Origin of the sequence: Microbulbifer salipaludis (assembly GCF_017303155.1) — a bacterium.
GTDB classification, from domain to species: Bacteria; Pseudomonadota; Gammaproteobacteria; order Pseudomonadales; family Cellvibrionaceae; genus Microbulbifer; species Microbulbifer salipaludis.
Genome location: NZ_JAEKJR010000002.1, coordinates 27,510 through 48,030, shown reverse-complemented (window position 1 = coordinate 48,030; position 20,521 = coordinate 27,510). Strand labels below are relative to the sequence as shown.

Genomic DNA, 20,521 nt, shown 5'->3' with positions numbered 1-20,521 from the left:
TTTTGCCCTGAAAAATTGCGATCAGGGCATACATTTTCTAGGAGTCAGGCGCAGGCCCTTCCAGGGCCTCCAGCAGCCTGCGCAAAATTGTGTCTGATTGCTCGCGATAGAGTGGCCACTGCAGATAGTTTCCCTGGGTCATCACTACAACCAGCTCTTTTTCCGCAATGACATGGATGTACTGCCCGCCGTCGCCTTCGGCAGTGCATACGGGGATGCCATTGATTTCTCGCAACCAAATTCCATAACCATAAAAACCCGCTGGCCCCTCAGCCTGAACCGAGCACATCTGCCGAATCCACAGTGAGGGCACGAGTTGCTTACCTTCCCAGTACCCCTCCTGCAAAATAAGCACACCCAGCTTCAACATGTCCCGCGGGAGCAGAAACAGCCGAGCCGAAGCCTCCGCAACACCGTTGGGTTGCCTGCCCCACTCAAAGTCGGTAATGCCCATGGGATGATAGAGCCGGCGCGTGGCCCACTCGTCCAGTGGTATCGGAAGTGTCCCTTGAATGGCCTCAAACAGCAGGTTCAGGGCCGCGCTGTTATAGCGCCACTCTCTTCCGGGTCCGGAATTTTCTTGGCTCAATAAAAAACTGGCGAAATCGTTGGATCGCCACAATTGCACCAAATCATCACCATCCCACTCATCCCATGAAAAACCGGTCTGCATCGATAGAATATGGTGCACCGACAATGCAGATTTTTTAGAACCGGAAAAATAGGCCTGATATTCCGGCAACAAAGGGGCAAGCGTCTGCTTCGTTGTTCTTCCCTGTTCGCTCAACCATATGCCAGTGAGCAGTGCAGTCACACTTTTGTTTACCGATGCGACATAGTGCGGATCTGAAGCCGACCACTGCTTGCGATCCGCTATCGCGATACGCTCTAACCCGCCGGGAAAATCGATGTAATCCGCATTGCCCGAATAATATTGTTCCGCTACGACCTTGCCATGCCGATATACCAGAAAGCTGTGAAGCTCCTGAAAATCACTGCCCTCTCCCAGGCTCTCAATCAAAGGACCGAGCGCATGCGATCGTTGGGCAGGGTCGAAGTAATCAAGCTCTGCAGGCAACACCGACGGCGCCGCACCTGTAGAAACAAGAGAATAAAAAAGGAAAGAAATCATAGGGTGACACAGGCGAAGAAATAGGAAGGGGCTTTCTCCGGGCCCAAGGTCAAGGCGCCGGAGAAAGCCGTTATTGCCGTGTCACTAGAGTGACTTGAGGAATTCCAGCACGGCATTGCGATCCTGGGCTGACAAGTTCTGGTAGGCCGTGTTCGCGCTCTGCGCTTCACCGCCATGCCACAGGATTGCCTCCTCGATTGTGCGTGCGCGGCCGTCATGCAGGTAGCTGTGTACCGGCGTACACACTTCATTGCCCTGCCCGCCGGTCGGGTTCTCCACGCCACCCGTCACACAGGCGGAAAGCCCCAGGCCCCACAGGGGCGTAGTCCGCCATTCCGCACCATTGGCCTCGCCTTCACCCAGATTGTCCGCAAGACCCGGCCCCATATCGTGCAGCAGTAGATCCGTATAGGGATGAATGGTCTGGTTGCGCAGTTCCGCCAGGGGGTGGAATGCACTGGTTTGCTGGGTGGGCGTGTGGCAATCCGCACAGCCAATACTGGTAAACAGTTGTTCGCCGTTTTGTACTACCGGGTTGTCATAGTCGCGCTGAGGACGCACACCCAACAAGGCAATGTACTTGGTGAGGTCACGCAGGTGCTCGTCGGCCAGTTCCGCACCGGGCGTGCCGCAATCCGTTTGGCTGTCGCCACAATCTGGCTGCGGCAGTACCGCGGTCATCACGCCCATATCGGTATTGAGTGCGCGGGCCAACTGATGGCGAATACTCACTGCCCCCGCCTTCCAGCCGAAGCGCCCCAGACGCAGATCACCGGTTTCGGGGTCCAGCACGCGGTTTGCACGGCCAGAGATCCCGTCGCCATTGCTGTCCTCGGGATCTTCGTTGGTCAATATCGAAGACTCTGCAATGGCTTCCAGCAGCCCCATACCGACGAGGTTGGGTGCGATACGGGCCGAGAAGCGCTCCGGGGTGATACCAGTAAAGGCATAGTTAGGCGAACGCAATCCGTCTTGCTCGGTCCAGAATGCGATGGAGACATCGCCTTCACTCACAGCGCCATCCCGCGCTTTGGATTGCAGCGCACTGCCAAGGAAGGGGTGTGGGTTGCCGTTGGCATCGGCCACTTTAAATGCCCACTTGTCCAGCGGCTCACCAACAGGGGCAGGTGCGGCGCGGCCATTACGTTCATGGCAGCTGGCACAGCTGTCATTCACATAGTGCGGACCCGCAAGACCAACCATGTCCTGCAGCGGTGGGTTTTCAAGTGGCTTTTCATCGTGCACACCGTCAATGGCCGACGTATGCAGGACTCGGCGACCACGCATGAAAGGCTGCGCATTGTCGTAACCCGTATTGGTTGCCATCTGCATAAAGTGGTTGTCGGTCTCACCGGAGGTCAGCGCATGAATCGTGGTGTCGCCCCCCAGCCAGGCACTTTCGGGAATTTTAAAGGAGTCCTTAACCCCGCCGAACGGTGTCGCGCCACCCACATCCCAGGGCACCAGGCCTTCACCCACGATGTACAGGAAAGTGGTGCCGTAGTAGTTCGCACGACCATTGGGTACGCTGGGATCCAGGAACTGGCTGATCTCGAATTCCAGCAGGTCACCCACCTGTATCGGGCGATTTTCCCGGCAATTAAAACTGCGCTCCTTGTAATAATTGTACTGGTCCACCACGTTCATCACGCCGTTGTCGCAATACTCGGCCACGGTGCCCACGCCGCGATAGAACCAGCGGTTCTCCGCTTCGGTATCACTCAGGCGAAACTCCGTGCGCACGTTCATGCGAACCGTATCACCACCGTTGGCAACCTCGTCGATAATTTCGATGCCCGCGGTGCGGTCTTCCCAGTAGAAGCTCAGGTAGTGATCGTAGGCCTGGAAATGGTCTTCCTTGGCATGACGGTCGCGTGCACGGTCGGAAAAGCGCGTAATCAAAGCGTCGCCGCGATCGAACTTGATGGCAGGTTCCAGCGCAGTAGTCGCATCAAACAGCGGTACCACCGACAGTGTTTGCGGGTTATAGACAGCCAGCCACCAAACACCACCGATACCATCGCCGTTGGTCTGTGCGGCCGCACTGTCACCGGCGTAAAAGTACAGCGGCCGGCCGTCGTAGGTCACCTGCCAGTTGCCGTCATTCCGTTGCACGCTGCCGAGACCGGCGGCACCGGAGGCGAGACCATCGGACACAAGTAGCGGCGGCCAGTTGCTGGCGCAGCTGTCGTAGCAACTACTGCTACCCACATCATTGTCGAACACATACAAGGCGTAACCGGGTAATGGGGAGTCGGCACCGCCAACCAGCAGATTACCGTTCACGGCAACTTCTTCAGATGCCGGTGCCAATGCACAGCCTTGCGCATCCACAGGGGTTTGCGCCGGGGTGTTCGGGCAGGCATCTACGGTGTCTGCCACCCCATCGCCATCGCTATCGGCCACAGCCACAGGGCAACCATCAGTATCGACTGCGGTATCTGTCGGTGTTTCGGGGCACAGGTCACTGGCATCGACCACGCCATCGCCATCGCTGTCAGAGGTCGTCAACGGGCAGCCGGAGGCATCCACCGGCGTGCCGGGCGGCGTCATGGGGCACTGATCGATGCTATCCATCACGCCATCGCCGTCCACATCGGAAGCACCGGTCAACGTGAAGGTATATTTTGGATCTGCGGGGAAAGTATCGACGGCACCGGTGCCACTATCATAGGTGTACCAGTAACTGATAGTGTCACCAACGGCGAGGCCTCCTACATTCAGGATCTGGTCCGCACCATCCGCGTTCATGCTCACGTTCTGCTCGGCACCGCCGTTAATGCTGTAGTGCACGACTGCCCAAGCGGCATCGCTGACATAGAAGCGAACCTGACTGCTATCAATCTGGGTAATACCAAAGCTCTGGGACACCACTTCACAACCATCACCATCAACGCTGGCACCTTGTGGTGTATTCGGACACAGGTCATTGGTGTCGGCCACGCCATCCCCGTCACTATCCGACGGAGGCAGTGGGCAGCCGGTGGCATCCACCGCGACACCCTGTGCGGTGCCCGGACACTGATCACTACTATCGGCCACACCATCCCCATCAGAATCCGCAGGTGGTATTGCGCAACCACTGCTGTCGACGGCGACACCTTGCGCGGTGCCAGGGCACTGGTCTGCACTGTCGTCAATGCCATCACCGTCAGAATCTGTAGTGCCCGCAGCCAGCGTGAAACTACCCTTGGGTTCACCCGGATAGGTATCGACTGCACCGGTAGGCGTGTTATAGGTAAACCAGTAAGTGAGCTGATCACCGGCCTGTAATCCGGTCACCGAATAGGTATTGATACCACTCGCCTGCACCATACTTACATTGTTTTCGGCACCGCCGTTTACGCTGTAATGCACAATGGCCCAGTAGTCGCTATTGACGAAGAATTCCGCGGTGTTCGCGCTGGTCTGACGTACGCCGTAGGCGCCGGACTGCAATTCGCAGCCGTCGTCATCGACACTCACGCCCGCGGGTGTGTTTGGACATAGATCGGAACCATCGGCAACGCCGTCACCATCGGTATCTGCCGCGACCGGCGTAAACTCAATCCAGTTGAGATTGAACTCCCCACCATCAATGGACACCCGCAAACTGTGATTGCCGTCCAGGCTGAGTGTACCGAGGTCCTGGGATTGCCAGCTCTGCCACCCGCCGGTGGCAGGCACGCTGCCGTTCGCCACACTGTTACCGTCGATCGACAGGGAGTAGCCGGCACCGCCATTTTGTGAAGCAACCCGGCTGGTCATACGGTAGGTTCCAGCCGCCAGGGCAAAGTCGTATTCCAGCCACTCGCCGGCAGCCACATAGCCGAGATTACAGCCACCGCCGATGTCCGTAGTGGCTTCCAGGTCGACATCGTCATTGCGACAGGCACCGCCCGTGTTACCCGCGGTGGTATCAAAAAAGCGCGCGTAATCCTCTGCCTCTATACGCAGTTGCGTTGGCAACGGGCAGCCACTGGCATCGACGACTGTACCTGCCGGCGTAGACGCGCATTGATCGAGGCTGTCATTCACACCATCGCCATCACTGTCCGCAGGCAGCTGTGCGCCGCCGGCCCAGACGATATCGTCTACCGCCATGGAGAATGTCGCGGTGGGCAGGCTCTCATCTTCGCTGGCGAGATAGAACATTCCCTGCATCGAGGTCAGATCGAGTTCAGCGCTGCGCAGCTGTGCCAGCGGAATACTGGCTGCACCCCAGCTACCGTCACGTACCAGCCCATGGGTGGTAGTTTGTGCCGGGAAACTCACCCAGCTTTCGTTGCCATGGGTGTCTTTAATGCCCACCTTGAACGCAACCTCTGCCGGAATCTTGATACGGAAATTTAACGCCGCATCTTCGTAGTTGCCCATATCCAGCGCTTGTCGGCTGTCAATACCGCCGCCAAACCAGGCGCCCGGTGTGGTGTAGTCCCAGGCGATGACATTGCTTCCTTCAAAGGGAGCTTCCGTACCTGCCGAAACCGACGCCGCATTCCATACATAGATATCGGCGCTGACACCAGCTTCGAGACCGCCATCAACCGGCGTTGTGTCAGTAAACACGCCGAAGTCACCGGTTTCGGGTGCGCTGCCCCCGAAGGTGACCTGTCCCAGACCGCTCAATTCATAGACGCGCACATAGTCCACGTACATCTTGCCGGGCAAGGGCGCGGTCACATCGCCGGCGGTCGCCGCATCGGTAAAGTTGCCGCCCACCGCCAGGTTGAGTAACAGATAGAAGGGAGCCTTAAACTCCTCCATCCCCTCACCAATATTGATTGGCGCAGCATACAGGTCATGCTCGACACCGTTGTCCACCACGGTGAAGCGCAATTCGGTGTCGGTCCAATAGGTGCGATAGATGACAAAACGGTCTGATAGCGGCGTTTCCGCTACATAAGCATTGTCCGTTTGCCAGGCCGTGCTTGCGGCACAGGTCGGATTACCCTCGGAGCAGGCCGCCTCCGCATAGAAAATCGCATTGGAGCCCACATAGCTGTTCACATCCGCACCGGGGTGGCCCGCATCGACCATGGCTTGTGCACGATGGCCCATTTCCATCATGTCGATCTCGCCATTCGCCGGCCAGGTCGCCGTGCTCGTACCAAGTAACCAGGCAGCAGGCCACAAACCGGTTCCCACCTGGGGCACGCGCAGGCGGGTTTCGATCATGCCGTACTGAATGGCGAGCTTGCCCTTTGAGTCCACTTTGCCCGAGGTAAAGGCACTGCTGGCAACGGACTCATTGAGCGCCGTGAGGGTCAGGGCCTTGTTTCCCGGCTCTCCCGGGATATCTTCTACTGCAACGTTTTCCGCGGCATACCATTGCAACTCCTGGTTGCCCCAGCCGCAGAGATCGGCACCGTACGCACATCCGTCTCCCTCAACCAGATTCCAGGTCGAGGCACTAATTTCATTAAAGTTTTCTTCCCACAGGATTTCGCCAACGTCGGAGTAGTCAACACCGGCTGTGGAGACCTGAGAAACACCTGCAGCCAGCAGGCAACCTGAAAATACAAGAGCGCTGCGCAACCGCACAGCATTCGATTGTTTTTGTGTCATCGCTATTCCATCTACATTATTTTTATTGAGGCAGTGACGTAATGCATTCGCGCGGGACCTGCTGACAGGTCCGGCTTCGTCCGCCTCGTTTGTAGGGAATTGGCCTTCTCAGATCGTCCCACATTTAGCATTTGCCAAAAATGAAACACTCCGCCTTATAAAAACGATGAAATAAGAATGGGACTTACAACCTGTTGGCGCGTTACTTAACCCATTGGATATTGTCCAACTGCAGCACGGCGCCGAGCTGGTTGTCCCACCCGGGAGAGATGACAAACGGCGTGTTTACACTGGCGGTGTTGAGTCCACCACCGGCCAGATCCATTACCGGAATTTGAAAATGCGTCCATACCCCCAGTGCTGGCATATCGAGGGAATAATCACCGGACGAGCACGGGTGGACACAATCTGCGCGAAACGTGAGGGAGGCGGAGCCTGGATCGGATGGTTCCGCCTGCACCCGAAGGTCAAATTCAACGTAGGTGAAGGCGCTCAGATTGTAGGCTGCTTCTGACTGAAGATAACCGATGCCCTGGTTGGTGTTGTAGGTCAGCTGGGCAACGTCGCCATAGTCATCACCGGCATCGATCACCGTGTAATCGATGTCACCACTCGCCGTCCAGGTAAACCAGGAGTATGGAGCTTTCGCTTCTCCATCAAAGAGGACCAGCGCATTGTTGTCGCTATCCGGCGCCGCAGGTGGTTGAGTACCGGGGTTTAGTACGAAGTCACCATCACTCGAGCCACAGCCTTTGCCCGTCGTAAAGTCTTCACTGCACTGATAAACACGAACATAGTCGACCACGAACTCCTGTGGAAACGCGCTTTCGTCGATACCCGTGTCATTCACGTTCGCAGGCCAATCGCCGCCCACAGCGAGATTCAGGATCAGATGGAAGCTCTGATCAAACGGAGCCAGCGGGTTTTCCAGATCCGCGGTGGTGTACCACCCCGCGCTGGTCTGCGTTGCATAGTGGTCGCCATCCACATACCAGCGCACTTCCCCCTCCTCCCATTCCACCGCGTAGGTGTGGAAGTCATCCGCTGGATTCACGCCACCGGGAATTTGATAAGCCTCACCGGAATATTTATTGCCGGGCCAGCTGCCCCCGTAATGCAGGGTGCCATGCACCTTGTCTTCACCACCAACTTTGAGGTTCACCGCCTCAACAATGTCGATTTCGCCGGAGAGTGGCCAACCGCCGTATACGCCTTCGGTCGGCAGCATCCAGAATGCCGGCCAACTGCCCTGCCCCTGCGGTAATTTCGCCCGCATTTCGAAGCGGCCGTATTTCCAGTCTCCCAGCCCCTTGGTGCGCAAACGCGCCGAGGTATAAGTACCGCTGCCGCTGGTGTCATTGGGATCGTAGGCGGGGTCATCATCAAATCGATTGGGCCCCTCGGCGTCTTTGCGAATCGCCTTGATGTGCAACAGGTCGTCGGCGACCCAGGCGTTTTCGGTAGCTTCTACGTAGCACTGCGCCTCATTGTTACCGCCGCCCACGCAATTCTTTTCGTGCGACCACTTGCCGGCATCAATGGCATCCCCAGAGAATTCATCCGCCCACACCAGGCAGTAGCCCGAGTTGAGCGGATCCTCCAAGCATGGTTCCGGGCGCTCAGGGAGCACCGGCGCCACAGGAACGTCGGCTACATCGTTGCCACCACCGCTGCTACCGCCACAACCGCTAATCAGCAACGACAACCCGAGGGCACAGGCTGGCAGGTGTTTTTTTGTAAAACATTGAAACATGGATAATCCCTCACCGAAAATTATTGTTCTTCTGGCAATCGCCATTATCGATACGCTGGTTTGGCGTATCAGCAGGAGGTTTTATCGCGTGCAGGGAATGCAAATCGCCCCATATTGGAAATTTTCACAATGTGGGGCGCTAGTCCGTATTCATTTATTTCTTCGCATGTGTTTTCAGCGCGGCAGTGTACGCCGGCCCGCCAGGAAGTCCTTCAGGTATTCGTTGTGGCCGTTCAGGGACGCCACCTGCTGGTCGACACCCCGCTTGATCTGCTGAATGAAACCAGCCAGCTCCTGCTCGGACATACTGTCCACCAGCGGGTGATAGCGTTCCGGCATCAGCCCCTGGCCGATCATCACTTGCTGCCAGGAATCCACAAACAGCTCACCACCTTCGCGGAAGACATGGCCGGTTTCACGGAACATGTCGATTTTCGCCGCCAGAGTATCCGGAATATCCAGCTGCCGGCAGTGACGCCAGAATTCGGTGTCGGTGCGATCAGTCACCTTGTAGTGCAGGATGATGAAGTCGCGAATACGCTCCATATCAAACTCACACTGGCGGTTGAACTCATCGACTTCCCGCTGGTGAATTTCCTGCTGTGGGAAGAATTGCAGGAAGCGCACGATATTCTGCTGGATAAGATGGATACTGGTGGATTCGAGCGGCTCGAGAAACCCGCTGGAAAGCCCCACCGCCAGGCAGTTCTTGTGCCACTGCTTGCGGCGCCGGCCGGTCTGGAACTTAATAGTTAGGGGATCGGTCAGCATTTCGCCCTCAATATTCTCCAGCAGCTGTGTCCGTGCCGACTCGTCGCTCTGGTAGCGACTTGCATAGACCAGGCCATTGCCGACCCGGGTCTGCAGCGGGATACGCCACTGCCAGCCACTTTCATGGGCGATCGATCGGGTATACGGGATGGGTGCCTCAACGGCCTCCGTCTGCACCGCCATGGCACTGTCACAAGGCAGCCAGTGCGACCAGGATTCAAACCCTGTGTGCAACGCCTGCTCGATCAGCAGCGCACGCATACCGGTGCAGTCGATGAAGAAGTCGCCCTCGATTTCCTGCCCGGAATCCAGTTTTAATGACCGGATATAACCGCTCTCCGGATGGATCTGTACATGGTCGATTTTGCCCTCGACACGCTTTGCGCCAAACCCTTCGCTGAATTTTCGCAGGTAGGCGGCATAGCGACTGGCATCGATATGAAACGCGTAATTGAGACCGTTATTGGGCAGGTGGGAGAATTTATTTGCCTCCCCGGCACGACGCTCTAGGCAATAGTCACCGAAGTCGCCGGCAAGACCGAGCTCTTTTGCACGTAGCCAGAAGTGCTGGAAACCACACGCCCAGCAGTCCCTACCGGTAACCCCGAACGCGTGAATGTAGTCTTTACCCATATCGCGCCAGTTTTCGAACTGGATGCCGAGCTTGTAAGTACCGTGCGTCTCCCGCAGGAACTCGGCTTCATCAATTTCCAGCAGGCGGTGGAAAAAAACCAGGGTTGGAATCGTAGCCTCACCGACACCAATGGTGCCGATGGACTCAGACTCGACCAGAGTGATATCGAGCTGTCTACCCATCAATTTGGAAAGTGCCGCTGCGGTCATCCAGCCAGCGGTGCCACCACCGGCAATTACTACTTTTTTAATCGCTTGAGCCATATCTCTCTCCGCTTCAGCGTCTGCTGTCAGGCTTACAGCGTGCGCTGCAGTTTTTCTATGAGTAATTTTTTCAGTCGAGCCGAGGCGTCCCGGTTCAGATCACCGAGTACCCCGTGCCTGCCTTCCGGAATATGTTCGCAAGCCTGATCTTTGTTCACCACAAAGTGTTGAAACAGCTCTCCCCAGGCCTTGCGCTGCGCCTCCGGCAGACCTCCGATAGAGAGCAATGCGTGCATCAATGCATCTTGGGGCAGGCCACTCCAAGTTGGGGTGGAGCGCCACCAGTAATTCACCAGCACGTTGAGATCATCGAGTGCCTCTACCTGGTGCCACCACATGCTCGGCACGTAGAGCACATCCCCGGGCTCCATGTCTGCCACTAACGCGGCTTGCAGCGCCTCACGATAGCGCGGGAAACGCGCAAAATCGGGGGCATAAAAGTCGACCATGCTAATAGCCTGCCCCGCGGGATTGAAGTCCAAAGGCCCCGGATAGAGGTTACTCACCTGGTCCGGGGCAAATAAAGTAAAGCGGCGGCGCCCCGCCACTACACAGGCCAGATTTCCCGGCAGATCGAAGTGTGCAGCGACACGGGTGCGGTTACCAAACCAAAGGGACACCAGCGGCTTCTCTTCACCGACAGGGATATCGTTCGCTTCACGCAGGCCTGGCAGGTGGTGATCCACGGGGGTCGAGCCGACATAGCAGCACTCCTCACCAACACCGCCGCTCTCAAGCGCACGCATAGTCGGCACCAGCTGTCCCGCGGTGCGCTCAAAATTGAAGCCATCCATGCGCTCATTGTAAAAAATTCGCCCCTCGCTTTCGGCTCCGGCGCGAAACACCATCAACGGGCGGCCCTGATCGAAAGACGCAAGATAGTCAGACAGCTCACCGGCTTTCGCCGCCGCAACCATCGGCCAGTGCGCAGCTACCCCTTTGAACAACAGCGGCTCAGTACGGCCATTGATAGACGTCGGGATTTCTTCAGCGGTAACGTCGGTAAGGGTTTCTACTGAGGGAATATTCTCAGGGTACTTCACTAGCCTATTCCTCCTGTATTACCGTACGCCTGAGCGCGCTCAACCAACTGACTGAGCAGTTTACGGTTCGTCGGCAGTCCTTGCTTGAAACTGGCAAGCTGCTTTTGCACTTGCGCCAGCAGCATCTTTGCGCGTGCCTCGTCGGCTTCTTTGCGGGGTGCGCGCAAGCGATCGCACACATATCCCATACCGTTGAGGACATAGCGATAACTGGCCGGCGGGAACAGTGGTTGCGCCTGCGGGAAGTCCTGCTTTGCAGGTGCTCGGTGACGCCACAGTGCCAGGTTTTCCTGCAGCGCATCGGGGATACTTTCATTCGCCTGATGCGCCAGCCAGTATTCCGAGTCTGTGCGCTGCGAGAGCACATAATGCAATTTGAGAAAGTCGATAATGTTGTCCCAGTGGGACAGTATCTGCTGATTAAAGCGCTTCGCTGCTAGCGCCATCTGCTCCTTACCTGCTGGAAGGAAGTCGCGGATCAACCCCGCGCTCTGTTCAATCAGAGCAAGCGCCGATGCTTCCAGCGGCTCAATGAAGCCCGCCGCCATACCCACTGCCACACAGTTGCCCCGCCACATGACTTCACGGTGCCCCGGCTGAAACGTCAGCTCGCGAAAACTGAGATCCAGTAATGCACTCTGCGGCAATTCTGCGCTGAGAAATTCACGAAAATCAGATTCCACCGTATCGGTATCCGTGAACTGACTGGAGTAGACATACCCCATACCGCGGCGTGTCGGTAATCCGATATCCCAAATCCAGCCGTTCTTACGCGCGGTCGAGCGGGTGACCGAAGCGATCGGCGCATCATTTGAGGCATGCGGAATCTGTACTGCCAAAGCGCGGTCATTAAACAGAACTGACGAGCGGTCCACCCAGGGGACCTGCATATGCTCACCAATAAGTAGCGCGGCGCTGCCGGAGCAGTCCACAAACAGGTCCGCGCTGAAGCACTCGCCGGCATCCGTCACCAGCGCCGCGATATTGTTCTCTGCATCGCTCTCTACCGATATCACATCGGCACGCACGTGCTGTACACCCAAATTCCGGGTGCAGTGATCACTCAGGCACAGCCCGAATTTCACCGCGTCAAAGTGGTAACCGTAATTAAGCACGCCCGCATACTCGGGTGTCGCCAGCTGCTTGGGCGCTAGATATTCATCACAAACGGCCGCCTGCGGGGTCACGGCATAGGCGTATTCCCGTTCAACGAAACGCGCCAGGTCCTGTTCAAAGTAACCGTGAGGAAGGGAGAACGGATGGTAATACTGGTCATTGCGATCAGCCGTCTTCCAGGCTAAAAACAGTGACCCCTGCTTGAACGCTGCATCACACTCCGCGAACAGGCGCTGTTCACTGAGGCCGATACGGCGCAGGGTTTCGCGCATTGAAGGCCAGGTACCCTCACCCACTCCAACCGTAGGAATCTTCGGGGACTCGACCACGGTAATGGTGCAATCACCGCCGGCAACGCGGCCATGCTCCGCCGCCAGCACACCTGCGGTCAGCCAGCCTGCTGCGCCGCCGCCCAGTATGCAGATGGATAACGGTGCCTGTTGCATTGTGGAGCCCCCCCACTTCAAGGACTTAATTCAAAAAAAAGGGCGTGATTGCTCACGCCCTTTGCATCCTGCGAGACGTGAGTGGCGGCTTGCCGCCACTCCTAGTACAGCCTTAGAAGCTGTAACTCACACCCAGGTTGTAGCGAGCACCGGTCTGGTAGGCGCCAATCATCATGTTTTCATGACGACCGTACAGACGCTTGGTCTCGTTGGTCAGGTTGATGCCTTCGAAGAACACGGTGAGGTTGTCCTGCACGTCGTAGCTTGCGCTGGCATCCCACTGGCCGTAAGACGCAACGTATACCGGGTTGCGCTCGCCGTTACCGTCGAACGTACCAGCCAGGAAGTCATCGCGCCAGTTGTAGGCAATACGCGCCTGAATTCCGTTCTTGTCATAGAAGCCGACAAGGTTCGCGGAATCACTCAGGCCGAGCAGTGCAAACTGGTTTTCGACACCCTCACCCTTGTTGGTGTTGAAGTTGTCGTAGGCGATGTCGCCATCAACCGTGGTGAAGTTGAACTGCGTACCGAAGCCTGTATCCGCGAACATGTGCTGTACCGCGAATTCGATGCCGTCAATCCCGGCAGTCTTAGCGTTGACCGGAGTGATAACAGTAAACATGGCTGATGCATCGCCCGCGTCCGCGGAACCGGTGAAAGGATCGCCGTAGCGTGCGTTTAACTCTTCACGAATTTCCTGCGTCGTCGCACCGGCCCCCAAATCGGCAACAACCTCCTGGTAGCGCGGACCATTAAATGGATGCGCCAAGTCGAAGGTAGGCTCTTGATACGAAGTCTGACCGATGAAGTTGTCTACGTCTTTGCTGTAGTAACCCAAGGAGACATAGCTGCCTTCATCGTAGTACCACTCGGCAGAGAGGTCGAAGTTGGTGGACTCAAACGGATCCAGATCTGGGTTACCCAGATTCGAGGTGCCACCCTCAGCCCTCAATAGCGGTGCAATAGTTTGCCCACCCTGAATATCGCCATAACCTGGACGGGTAATGGTCTTGCTGATAGAGGCACGTGCAACCACGTCTTCCCTAACCTGAATATCGAAATCGATGTTCGGCAGCCAGTTGAGATAGGCACCCTCACGACGCTCAAAGGTTTCCCCATTGGCGTTGGCAAAAAATTCATTGTCGCCCACCCAAGAAATGGACTCATAGGTCGGCACTTTCGCCGTGGCATCTACCTTGGTGTCTTCCATGCGCAAACCCACAGCCAGGTTCATTGGCATAGCAGCGTCATCCCAGGACAGGTTTACCTGTGCGTAAACAGACTGCTGGGTTTCGATGGCGGTACGATCGGTACTGAAGTCGTTGCTGGCACAAAGCACAGTGCCGCAAGGGCTCAGTACGTCGCCGTTCGCAGCCGCAATGGCAGCGATGGCAGCACGCATGCCTTCAAAGTCAGAGGCGTAGTAGTACGGGGTCATTTCGGAGCTGTCGGCGCTGCCGAAATCGTGCAACGCGTCCGCCATGCTCTTCTGTACAAACAGGGAATCGTCGTAGTCGGCAGCGGTGCCATAGCCACCCCAGGAGTTATTCTGCACGTTGGCGAATGCGGAGCGGTTGGTGGATTCGCTACGGCCGATACCAAAGTCGATGCTCTTCACCGGACCGGCATCCACGTCGAAGGTACCGTCAAAGCGCGCCTGCTCGATATCGTGCTTCATGTATGCGTTGTTAAACACGTTACCGGAAGTCAGCATCTGGGAAGGATCAAAGCCCTGACCGTCGCCAAACACGAAGTTAACGGTTGGCAGGTCATAACCGTAGTTGACAATAGTGGCGTCACGGTTGTACTGCACACCGGCGATATTGTTGTTGGTACCGCGGTCGTCCTTGGCACCATTTTCGGCGCTGGAATTGTGGTAATCGAACGCAAGGGTAAGATCTTCACGGGGAGTCCAGACCAGGTTCAGGCCGATGGAGTCATTTTTGTTGACCGTACCCCATTCGCCCGCATTGAAGGTCACGTCATCATTGTTGGTCCAAGGATTATTATCCACATACACAATGGGAGCCACGACGCTACCGTTGCCAGTACCTTCGGTAAAGGAACCGGATTCAGGGTTGCCATTGAACCAGGCACCCATGGCATTGTACTGGTGCTCAACGTCCTGCTCAGCGTAGGCATAGTCCAGAGTCGCTTCGAACTCGTCGGACGGTGCCCACTGCAGGGTCAGGATGGCGTTGGTACGCTCACGCTGGGTTTCGGAGAAGCTGAAACCGATACCACGCGGCATGGAGTAGATGTCACCTTCCTGAGGTACGTTTTCAAAGTTGTCAAAAGCCGGGTGACCCGGGTTAACCGAACCCCAGTCCCACTGGCCGCCCGGGATGGTGTACCAGCCAGGGCCCGTTTCGGAGCCAGCCTGACCGGAATGACGCTCGGAGAAGGAGCCGGCGAAGGAAACACCGATGGTGTCGTCCGCGAATTTGCCGCTGTAAATACCGGACAGCTCCGGGGTCACGGAATCACCTTCCTCGCTGGAGGTGTCGTGCATGCTCTTGGCGCTCAGCTTCAGGACCGTGTCGGACTGATCCAGCGGGCGCAGGGTGCGCACGTTGATCACGGAACCGATACCGCCCGTTGGCTGGTTCGCACGACCGGTCTTGAACACGTCAACGCCGCTCACACTTTCAGCTGCCAGATTGGCAAAGTCGAAGGAGCGAGAGGAAGAGGCAGTTCCACCTTCCAGGTTTGCCGCCGGCATCTGGCGACCATTCAGGGTCACGACGTTATAGTCAGGACCAAAACCGCGCACGGTCACACGACTGCCTTCACCGTTCTGGCGGTCGATTGACACACCGGTGATACGCTGCAGAGATTCCGCCAGGTTGGTATCGGGGAACTTACCGATATCTTCCGCGGAGATGGCATCCACCACCCCCTGGGCATCGCGCTTGATATCCATTGACTGCTCGAGGCTGCCACGGATACCGGTTACCACCACTTCTTCCAGAGCGGCATCACCCTCGCTCTGGGCAAATGCCTGGCTGTTGATTCCTGCCATGGCGGCAATCGCCACAGCAATGGACTTCTTCTTGAATCCGGCTGTTCTATTCATGGAGTTGTCTCCCCCATCGTCACGTCATTTTATTTATTGGTTTCGCCATGAGGGGGCCCCTGAAAACACAAACAAACGACCCGCTCTGGCGCAAACGTATACTCCGCCGGTGTACCAAATTGAGTCGTCCCACCTTTCAAAATTACTGAAAAATGGACTTTCCCACCTTCCCACCTACAAAGCGGGAACAAAAAAATCGTTATTTTTCAATGAGTTAAACTTCCGACCCAAAAATGTTCCAGAAAAGTGCACGATGCGCCGGATGAAAGGGGCGACCTTACAGAAAGAACAAAAAGTAGCCAACCATATTCTGTGACCCGACAGACACCGGCTATGCCGCCGGCAGGAAGATTCAGTACCCCAGGCCGGACTCAGCCCTTCACGGCACCCGCAACAAGCCCGGAAACCAGAAAGCGCTGCAATGCCAGAAACAGCAGCATCACCGGCAGGGAAACCAGAATGGAGCCCGCAGCGAAATATCCCCACTCGGAGGCGTAGTCACTGACAAAGAAGCGCAACCCCACCGGCACGGTGTAGAGTGACTCATCGTCCATGAATATCGAGGCGAGGATGAATTCGTTCCAGGCGGTCATAAAGGCGAACAGCCCGGTCACGGCGATGGCCGGGCGCGCCAGGGGCAGGATGATCCGGGTGAAAATGGTCCAGTGACTGGCCCCGTCGAGCAGCGCGGACTCCTCGATCTCATACGGCAGCGTGTCGAAGTAGCCCTTCAGCATCCACACACAGAACGGCAGCGCGGTGATGGAGTACACCAGTATCAGCCCCAGCCAGGAATTCCCCAGCCCCAGCCATTGCACCACGATCACATAGAGAGGAATCAGCATCAGCACCGCGGGGAACATCTGCGAGATCAGAAACAGCAACATGCCCCGCTGGCGACCGGCGAAGCGGAAGCGTGAAAAGGCGTAAGCGGCAGTACAGCTGAGCGACAGACCCACCAGCGTGGTGGCAGCAGCCACCACCAGGCTGTTAAGCAGCCAGCGCAGGAAGGGCTGCTCGGTGAGCACCGCGCGGAAGTTGTCGAGGGTCCACCGCTCCGGCAGCGGGATCAGCGCCTGCAGCTGCTGACCGAGACTGGCGTCTTGTGGCAGGCCAACGATCAGGGACTGCTGCCCGGAAAACGCAAGGCTGACCACCCACAGCATCGGGTAGAGCACAATCAGCGAGGCGAACACCAGCAGGGCAAAGCGCCAGCTCATGAGGCCAGCCAATCGCTGCGGCAAACGGAAATTCATCGCACCGCTCCCAGTGTGCGGCTGATACGCATCTGCCACATGGCGTAGCCGAACAGCAACGCCAGGATCACCATGGAATAGGCGGCGGCATAGGCGTACTGGTACTTTTCAAAGCCGATGCGAAACGCCCGGGTGATCAGGATATCGTTGGCCCCGGCGGGCGCACCGTCGCTGACCAGGTAAATCACATTGAACATATTGAAGGTCCACACCACCGACAGGATGACCGCGGGAATCAGCACCGGCTTCAGCAGTGGCAGGGTAATCGAGCGGAACTGGAACCAGCGTCCGGCCCCCTCTACCCGGGCCACCTCATACAGCTCCCGCGGGATCGACTGCAGGCCGCCAAGGATCACCACCATCATAAACGGGATACTCAGCCACACATTGGTCACCACCCCGGTAAAGAAGCTCGCGCCGATGGTGTCGAACCAGGCCACCGGGGCCAGACCCAGCACCTGCAGCCCCTGATTGATGGCTCCGAACTGGGGATGGAACATGCCTTTCCACACCAGCGCGGTGATGTAATTCGGAATTGCCCAGGGCAGGATCAGGATCAGGCGGAACCAGGCACGGCCGGGAATCGGCTTGTACAGCGCCAGTGCCAGTACCAGCGCCAGCCCCACGGACACCATCACATTGCAGGCGGTCCATAAAATGGTGATCAGCAGGGTCCAGTAAAAGTTGTCGAAGTCGAGGCTGCGCTCGCCGCCCTGACCGCGCCAGAGGTCAAAGTCACCGAGGATCGCCACATAGTTGTCCAAGCCGATAAAGCGCGACCACAGGGGCGCCTGTTCATTGAACACGGTGGTATCGGTAAACGACAGCAGCAGACCGTACAGCAGCGGGAAAAATACCAGCACCAGCATGCCCAGCACCGCGGGCATCAGGTACAGGTAAGCGGTGCGGTTGGACCGCCAGCCGGCGGCCAGTTGAAGGCGGTAGCGCCGCCAGGCCCACAGCGCCAGCAGCACCAGCGCAACAGGAATCAGCCACAGCCACGCCGGCATCTGTGCCGGCGACTCGCCCCGCACCCGCGAGCGTTCAAGCCGCGCCAGGTCGATACTCAGCTGTCGCTGCAACTGATGCATCTCCGCCTCCGGCTGCGCCGCGCCCTTCACGACTTTCTTCAGCACGTTTTCCAGCGGCACCCAGATCAGGGTCATGGCCGGCAGATTGGGAATGGGTACCGCCACTTCCAGCTGGCGCCGGAACGCCATGGCAGCGTCATTGGCCGCGAGCTGCGGATGCGCAAAGGCGCTGATATTGGCCGGCAACTGCCCGCCGTCAATGCCCATTCGTTCCGCAGACCCGCGGCGGGTAAGAAAGTCCATCACCTCAACCGCCGCCGCCGGGTTTTCCGCCCAGGGGGAAAGGAACAACCCCTCCACTGCCACCCAGGGTGCCAGCGGCCGGCCGCTCTCACTGTTGATCGGCAGTGGCACCACGCGATAGTTCACCTCGGGGGCAATTTCCCCGAGCATCCAGGGGCCACTGATCACCATCGCCGCACGCCCCTGGTTGAACAGGTTGGTCACCAGTGTGCTGGTGGGCTCCTCCGGCAGTATCCGGTCATCGCGCGCCCAGTGTGCGAGCATCTCGATCGAGCGGACATTGGCTTCGCTGTCGAGGTCCAGGTTGCCGCCGCGATCAAAGGGCCCGCGGCCAAAACTGTTCATCAGCGCGCCATGGAAGAACGGCTCGGTATAGCTGTAGGCGAGCCCAAAACGCCCGCGGTTGCGGTCGGTGTGGCGACGGGCCTCGGCTACCAGCGCGTCGGTGGTGGCGGGCGCGGTGTGCACCAGGTCGGTATTGAGGATCAACGCGGGACTCTTGAACGCCAGTGGCAGCCCATAGAGGTCACCGCCGAAGGTCATGGCATCGATCAGGTTAGGCGCGAAACGGCGCAGTACCCGCTCACTCACATAGCGGTCGATCGGCGCCACCGTGTGGCCGGCACTGGCCCAGCCGCCGAGGCGGTCGTGGGCAAATACAAACAGGTCCGGTCCCTGGCCGCGGGGCAAGGCGGCCGAGAGCTTGTCGGCGTAGCCCCCGAACGGGACCGCCAGCGCCTTGACCTCGACATTAACCTGGCTGTGGTTGTAGTCCTCAATCAGTCGCTCGAAGGCGGCGCGCTCGGCGCCGCGGTAGCCGTGCCAGAGGGTCAGCGTTTCCACCGCGCACGCATCCAACGCCAGTGCCCACTGCACCAGCAGGCAGAGGGCGGCACTCAGGCGCTTCAGCACGAGGCGGCCCCGGCAGGATTGATGTCCGTGCGGATACGCTGCCCGCTTTCCACCTCAAACAGATACACCGCGGCAGGATCAAAGGCGAGCTGCAGGGTTTCTCCGGGAGTGAATACTCGCAAACCGGGCAGGCGCGCCACCAGCTGCGCGCCACCTGTCTGCAGGTGCACCAACATTTCCGCGCCGAGGCTCTCTACCAGTTCGATTTCACCGCTGAGGCGCGGCCAGTTGGCGGGTGCGGTGGCGGCGTAGACCAGCTTTTCCGGGCGCAGCCCCAGCAACAGCTTTGCGCCCTGCCCTGCCAGATCCGCCCGCGGCAGCTGCAGCAAGGCGCAAGTCAGGTGACGGCCATCGTTGGTTACCGGTAGCAGGTTCATCGGCGGCGAGCCCATAAAGCCGGCCACAAAGGTGTTGTCCGGATCGTTGTACAGGCTCAGGGGCGTGCCCACCTGCATCAGGCGCCCCTGATTCAGGATGGCGATACGTGTGCCCAGGGTCATAGCCTCCACCTGATCGTGGGTGACGTACACCGAGGTGGTGCCCAGCTGGCGGTGCAGGCGACTGATCACACTGCGCATCTGCACACGCAGCTCCGCATCCAGATTGGACAGGGGCTCATCGAACAGAAACACCTGCGGATCGCGCACCATGGCGCGCCCGAGGGCCACCCGCTGGCTCTGACCGCCGGACAACTGGGCCGGTTTGCGCTGCAACAGATCAGCGAGCCCGAGGGTCTCCGCCGCCTCACGCACCCGGCGCTCGATACCCAGCTTGGGAAAATTGCGCACCCGCAGGCCGAAGGCCATGTTGTCAAACACGGTCATATGCGGGTACAGGGCGTAGTTCTGGAACACCATCGCAATGTCCCGGTCTTTGGGGGGCAGGTCATTGACCCGGTGACCGCTGATATAGAGGTCGCCGGAAGAGATGGATTCCAGCCCGGCAATCATGCGCAGGATGGTGGACTTGCCGCAGCCGGACGGGCCCACCAGCACCATGAACTCGCCATCGCGAATGTCCAGATCGAGCCCCGGCACGGTAAGCGGGCCATCGTCATAACGCTTGCTGACATTTCTGAATTCAATATTCGCCACGTGCTAGGTCTCTTCGATCATCCGCGCGTCCGGGCACCGCTGCATACAGCTGACGCGAGAACTCACAATAGACGAGCCATCGCACAAATGGAATTGCCCGCGTTACCAGAGGAACATCAATAGGATATACGGCGGTATTCTGCT

At 58.1% G+C, this 20,521-nt stretch carries 10 protein-coding genes; all 10 read right to left on the bottom strand.

The features are described 5' to 3' along the window. Positions 1-37 precede the first annotated feature (37 nt). The 10 genes from JF535_RS05935 to JF535_RS05890 all read right to left on the bottom strand — a co-directional run bounded on the left by JF535_RS05935 (position 38) and on the right by JF535_RS05890 (position 20,377). The gene (locus JF535_RS05935; RefSeq protein WP_207000332.1) at positions 38-1,132 is read right to left on the bottom strand and encodes a serine hydrolase domain-containing protein; all 1,095 of its coding nucleotides are present in this window, start codon (positions 1,130-1,132) and stop codon (positions 38-40) included. Between the two features lie 84 nt (positions 1,133-1,216). Next, the gene (locus JF535_RS05930) at positions 1,217-6,679 is read right to left on the bottom strand and encodes a di-heme oxidoredictase family protein (protein ID WP_207000330.1); all 5,463 of its coding nucleotides are present in this window, start codon (positions 6,677-6,679) and stop codon (positions 1,217-1,219) included. 202 nt (positions 6,680-6,881) lie between these two features. After that, positions 6,882-8,432 carry a glycoside hydrolase family 16 protein gene (locus JF535_RS05925; protein WP_207000328.1) on the bottom strand — a complete coding sequence of 517 codons (1,551 nt, stop codon included), beginning with the start codon at positions 8,430-8,432 and terminating at the stop codon, positions 6,882-6,884. Between the two features lie 174 nt (positions 8,433-8,606). Beyond that, on the bottom strand, positions 8,607-10,100 hold the full coding sequence (locus JF535_RS05920; protein ID WP_207000325.1) for a tryptophan halogenase family protein: 1,494 nt from the start codon (positions 10,098-10,100) through the stop codon (positions 8,607-8,609). Positions 10,101-10,132: 32 nt separating this feature from the next. After that, complete coding sequence (locus tag JF535_RS05915) at positions 10,133-11,143, bottom strand: cupin-like domain-containing protein (protein WP_207000323.1); 1,011 nt, start codon at positions 11,141-11,143, stop codon at positions 10,133-10,135. Continuing rightward, complete coding sequence (locus JF535_RS05910; RefSeq protein ID WP_207000321.1) at positions 11,143-12,705, bottom strand: tryptophan halogenase family protein; 1,563 nt, start codon at positions 12,703-12,705, stop codon at positions 11,143-11,145. The genes JF535_RS05915 and JF535_RS05910 overlap by 1 nt, the downstream gene beginning before the upstream one ends. Before the next feature lie 112 nt (positions 12,706-12,817). After that, positions 12,818-15,781, bottom strand: coding sequence for a TonB-dependent receptor (locus JF535_RS05905; RefSeq protein ID WP_207000320.1), 2,964 nt, complete (start codon positions 15,779-15,781; stop codon positions 12,818-12,820). 371 nt (positions 15,782-16,152) lie between these two features. Then, positions 16,153-17,037: a sugar ABC transporter permease gene (locus JF535_RS05900; RefSeq protein WP_207000318.1), complete on the bottom strand. Its 885-nt coding sequence runs from the start codon at positions 17,035-17,037 to the stop codon at positions 16,153-16,155. Further along, a complete protein-coding gene (locus JF535_RS05895) occupies positions 17,034-19,283 on the bottom strand; it encodes an extracellular solute-binding protein (RefSeq protein WP_207000316.1) in 2,250 nt (749 codons plus the stop codon). Before JF535_RS05895 ends, JF535_RS05900 begins: the two co-directional genes overlap by 4 nt. After that, the gene (locus JF535_RS05890; protein ID WP_207000308.1) at positions 19,277-20,377 is read right to left on the bottom strand and encodes a sn-glycerol-3-phosphate ABC transporter ATP-binding protein UgpC; all 1,101 of its coding nucleotides are present in this window, start codon (positions 20,375-20,377) and stop codon (positions 19,277-19,279) included. Before JF535_RS05890 ends, JF535_RS05895 begins: the two co-directional genes overlap by 7 nt. Positions 20,378-20,521 lie beyond the last annotated feature (144 nt).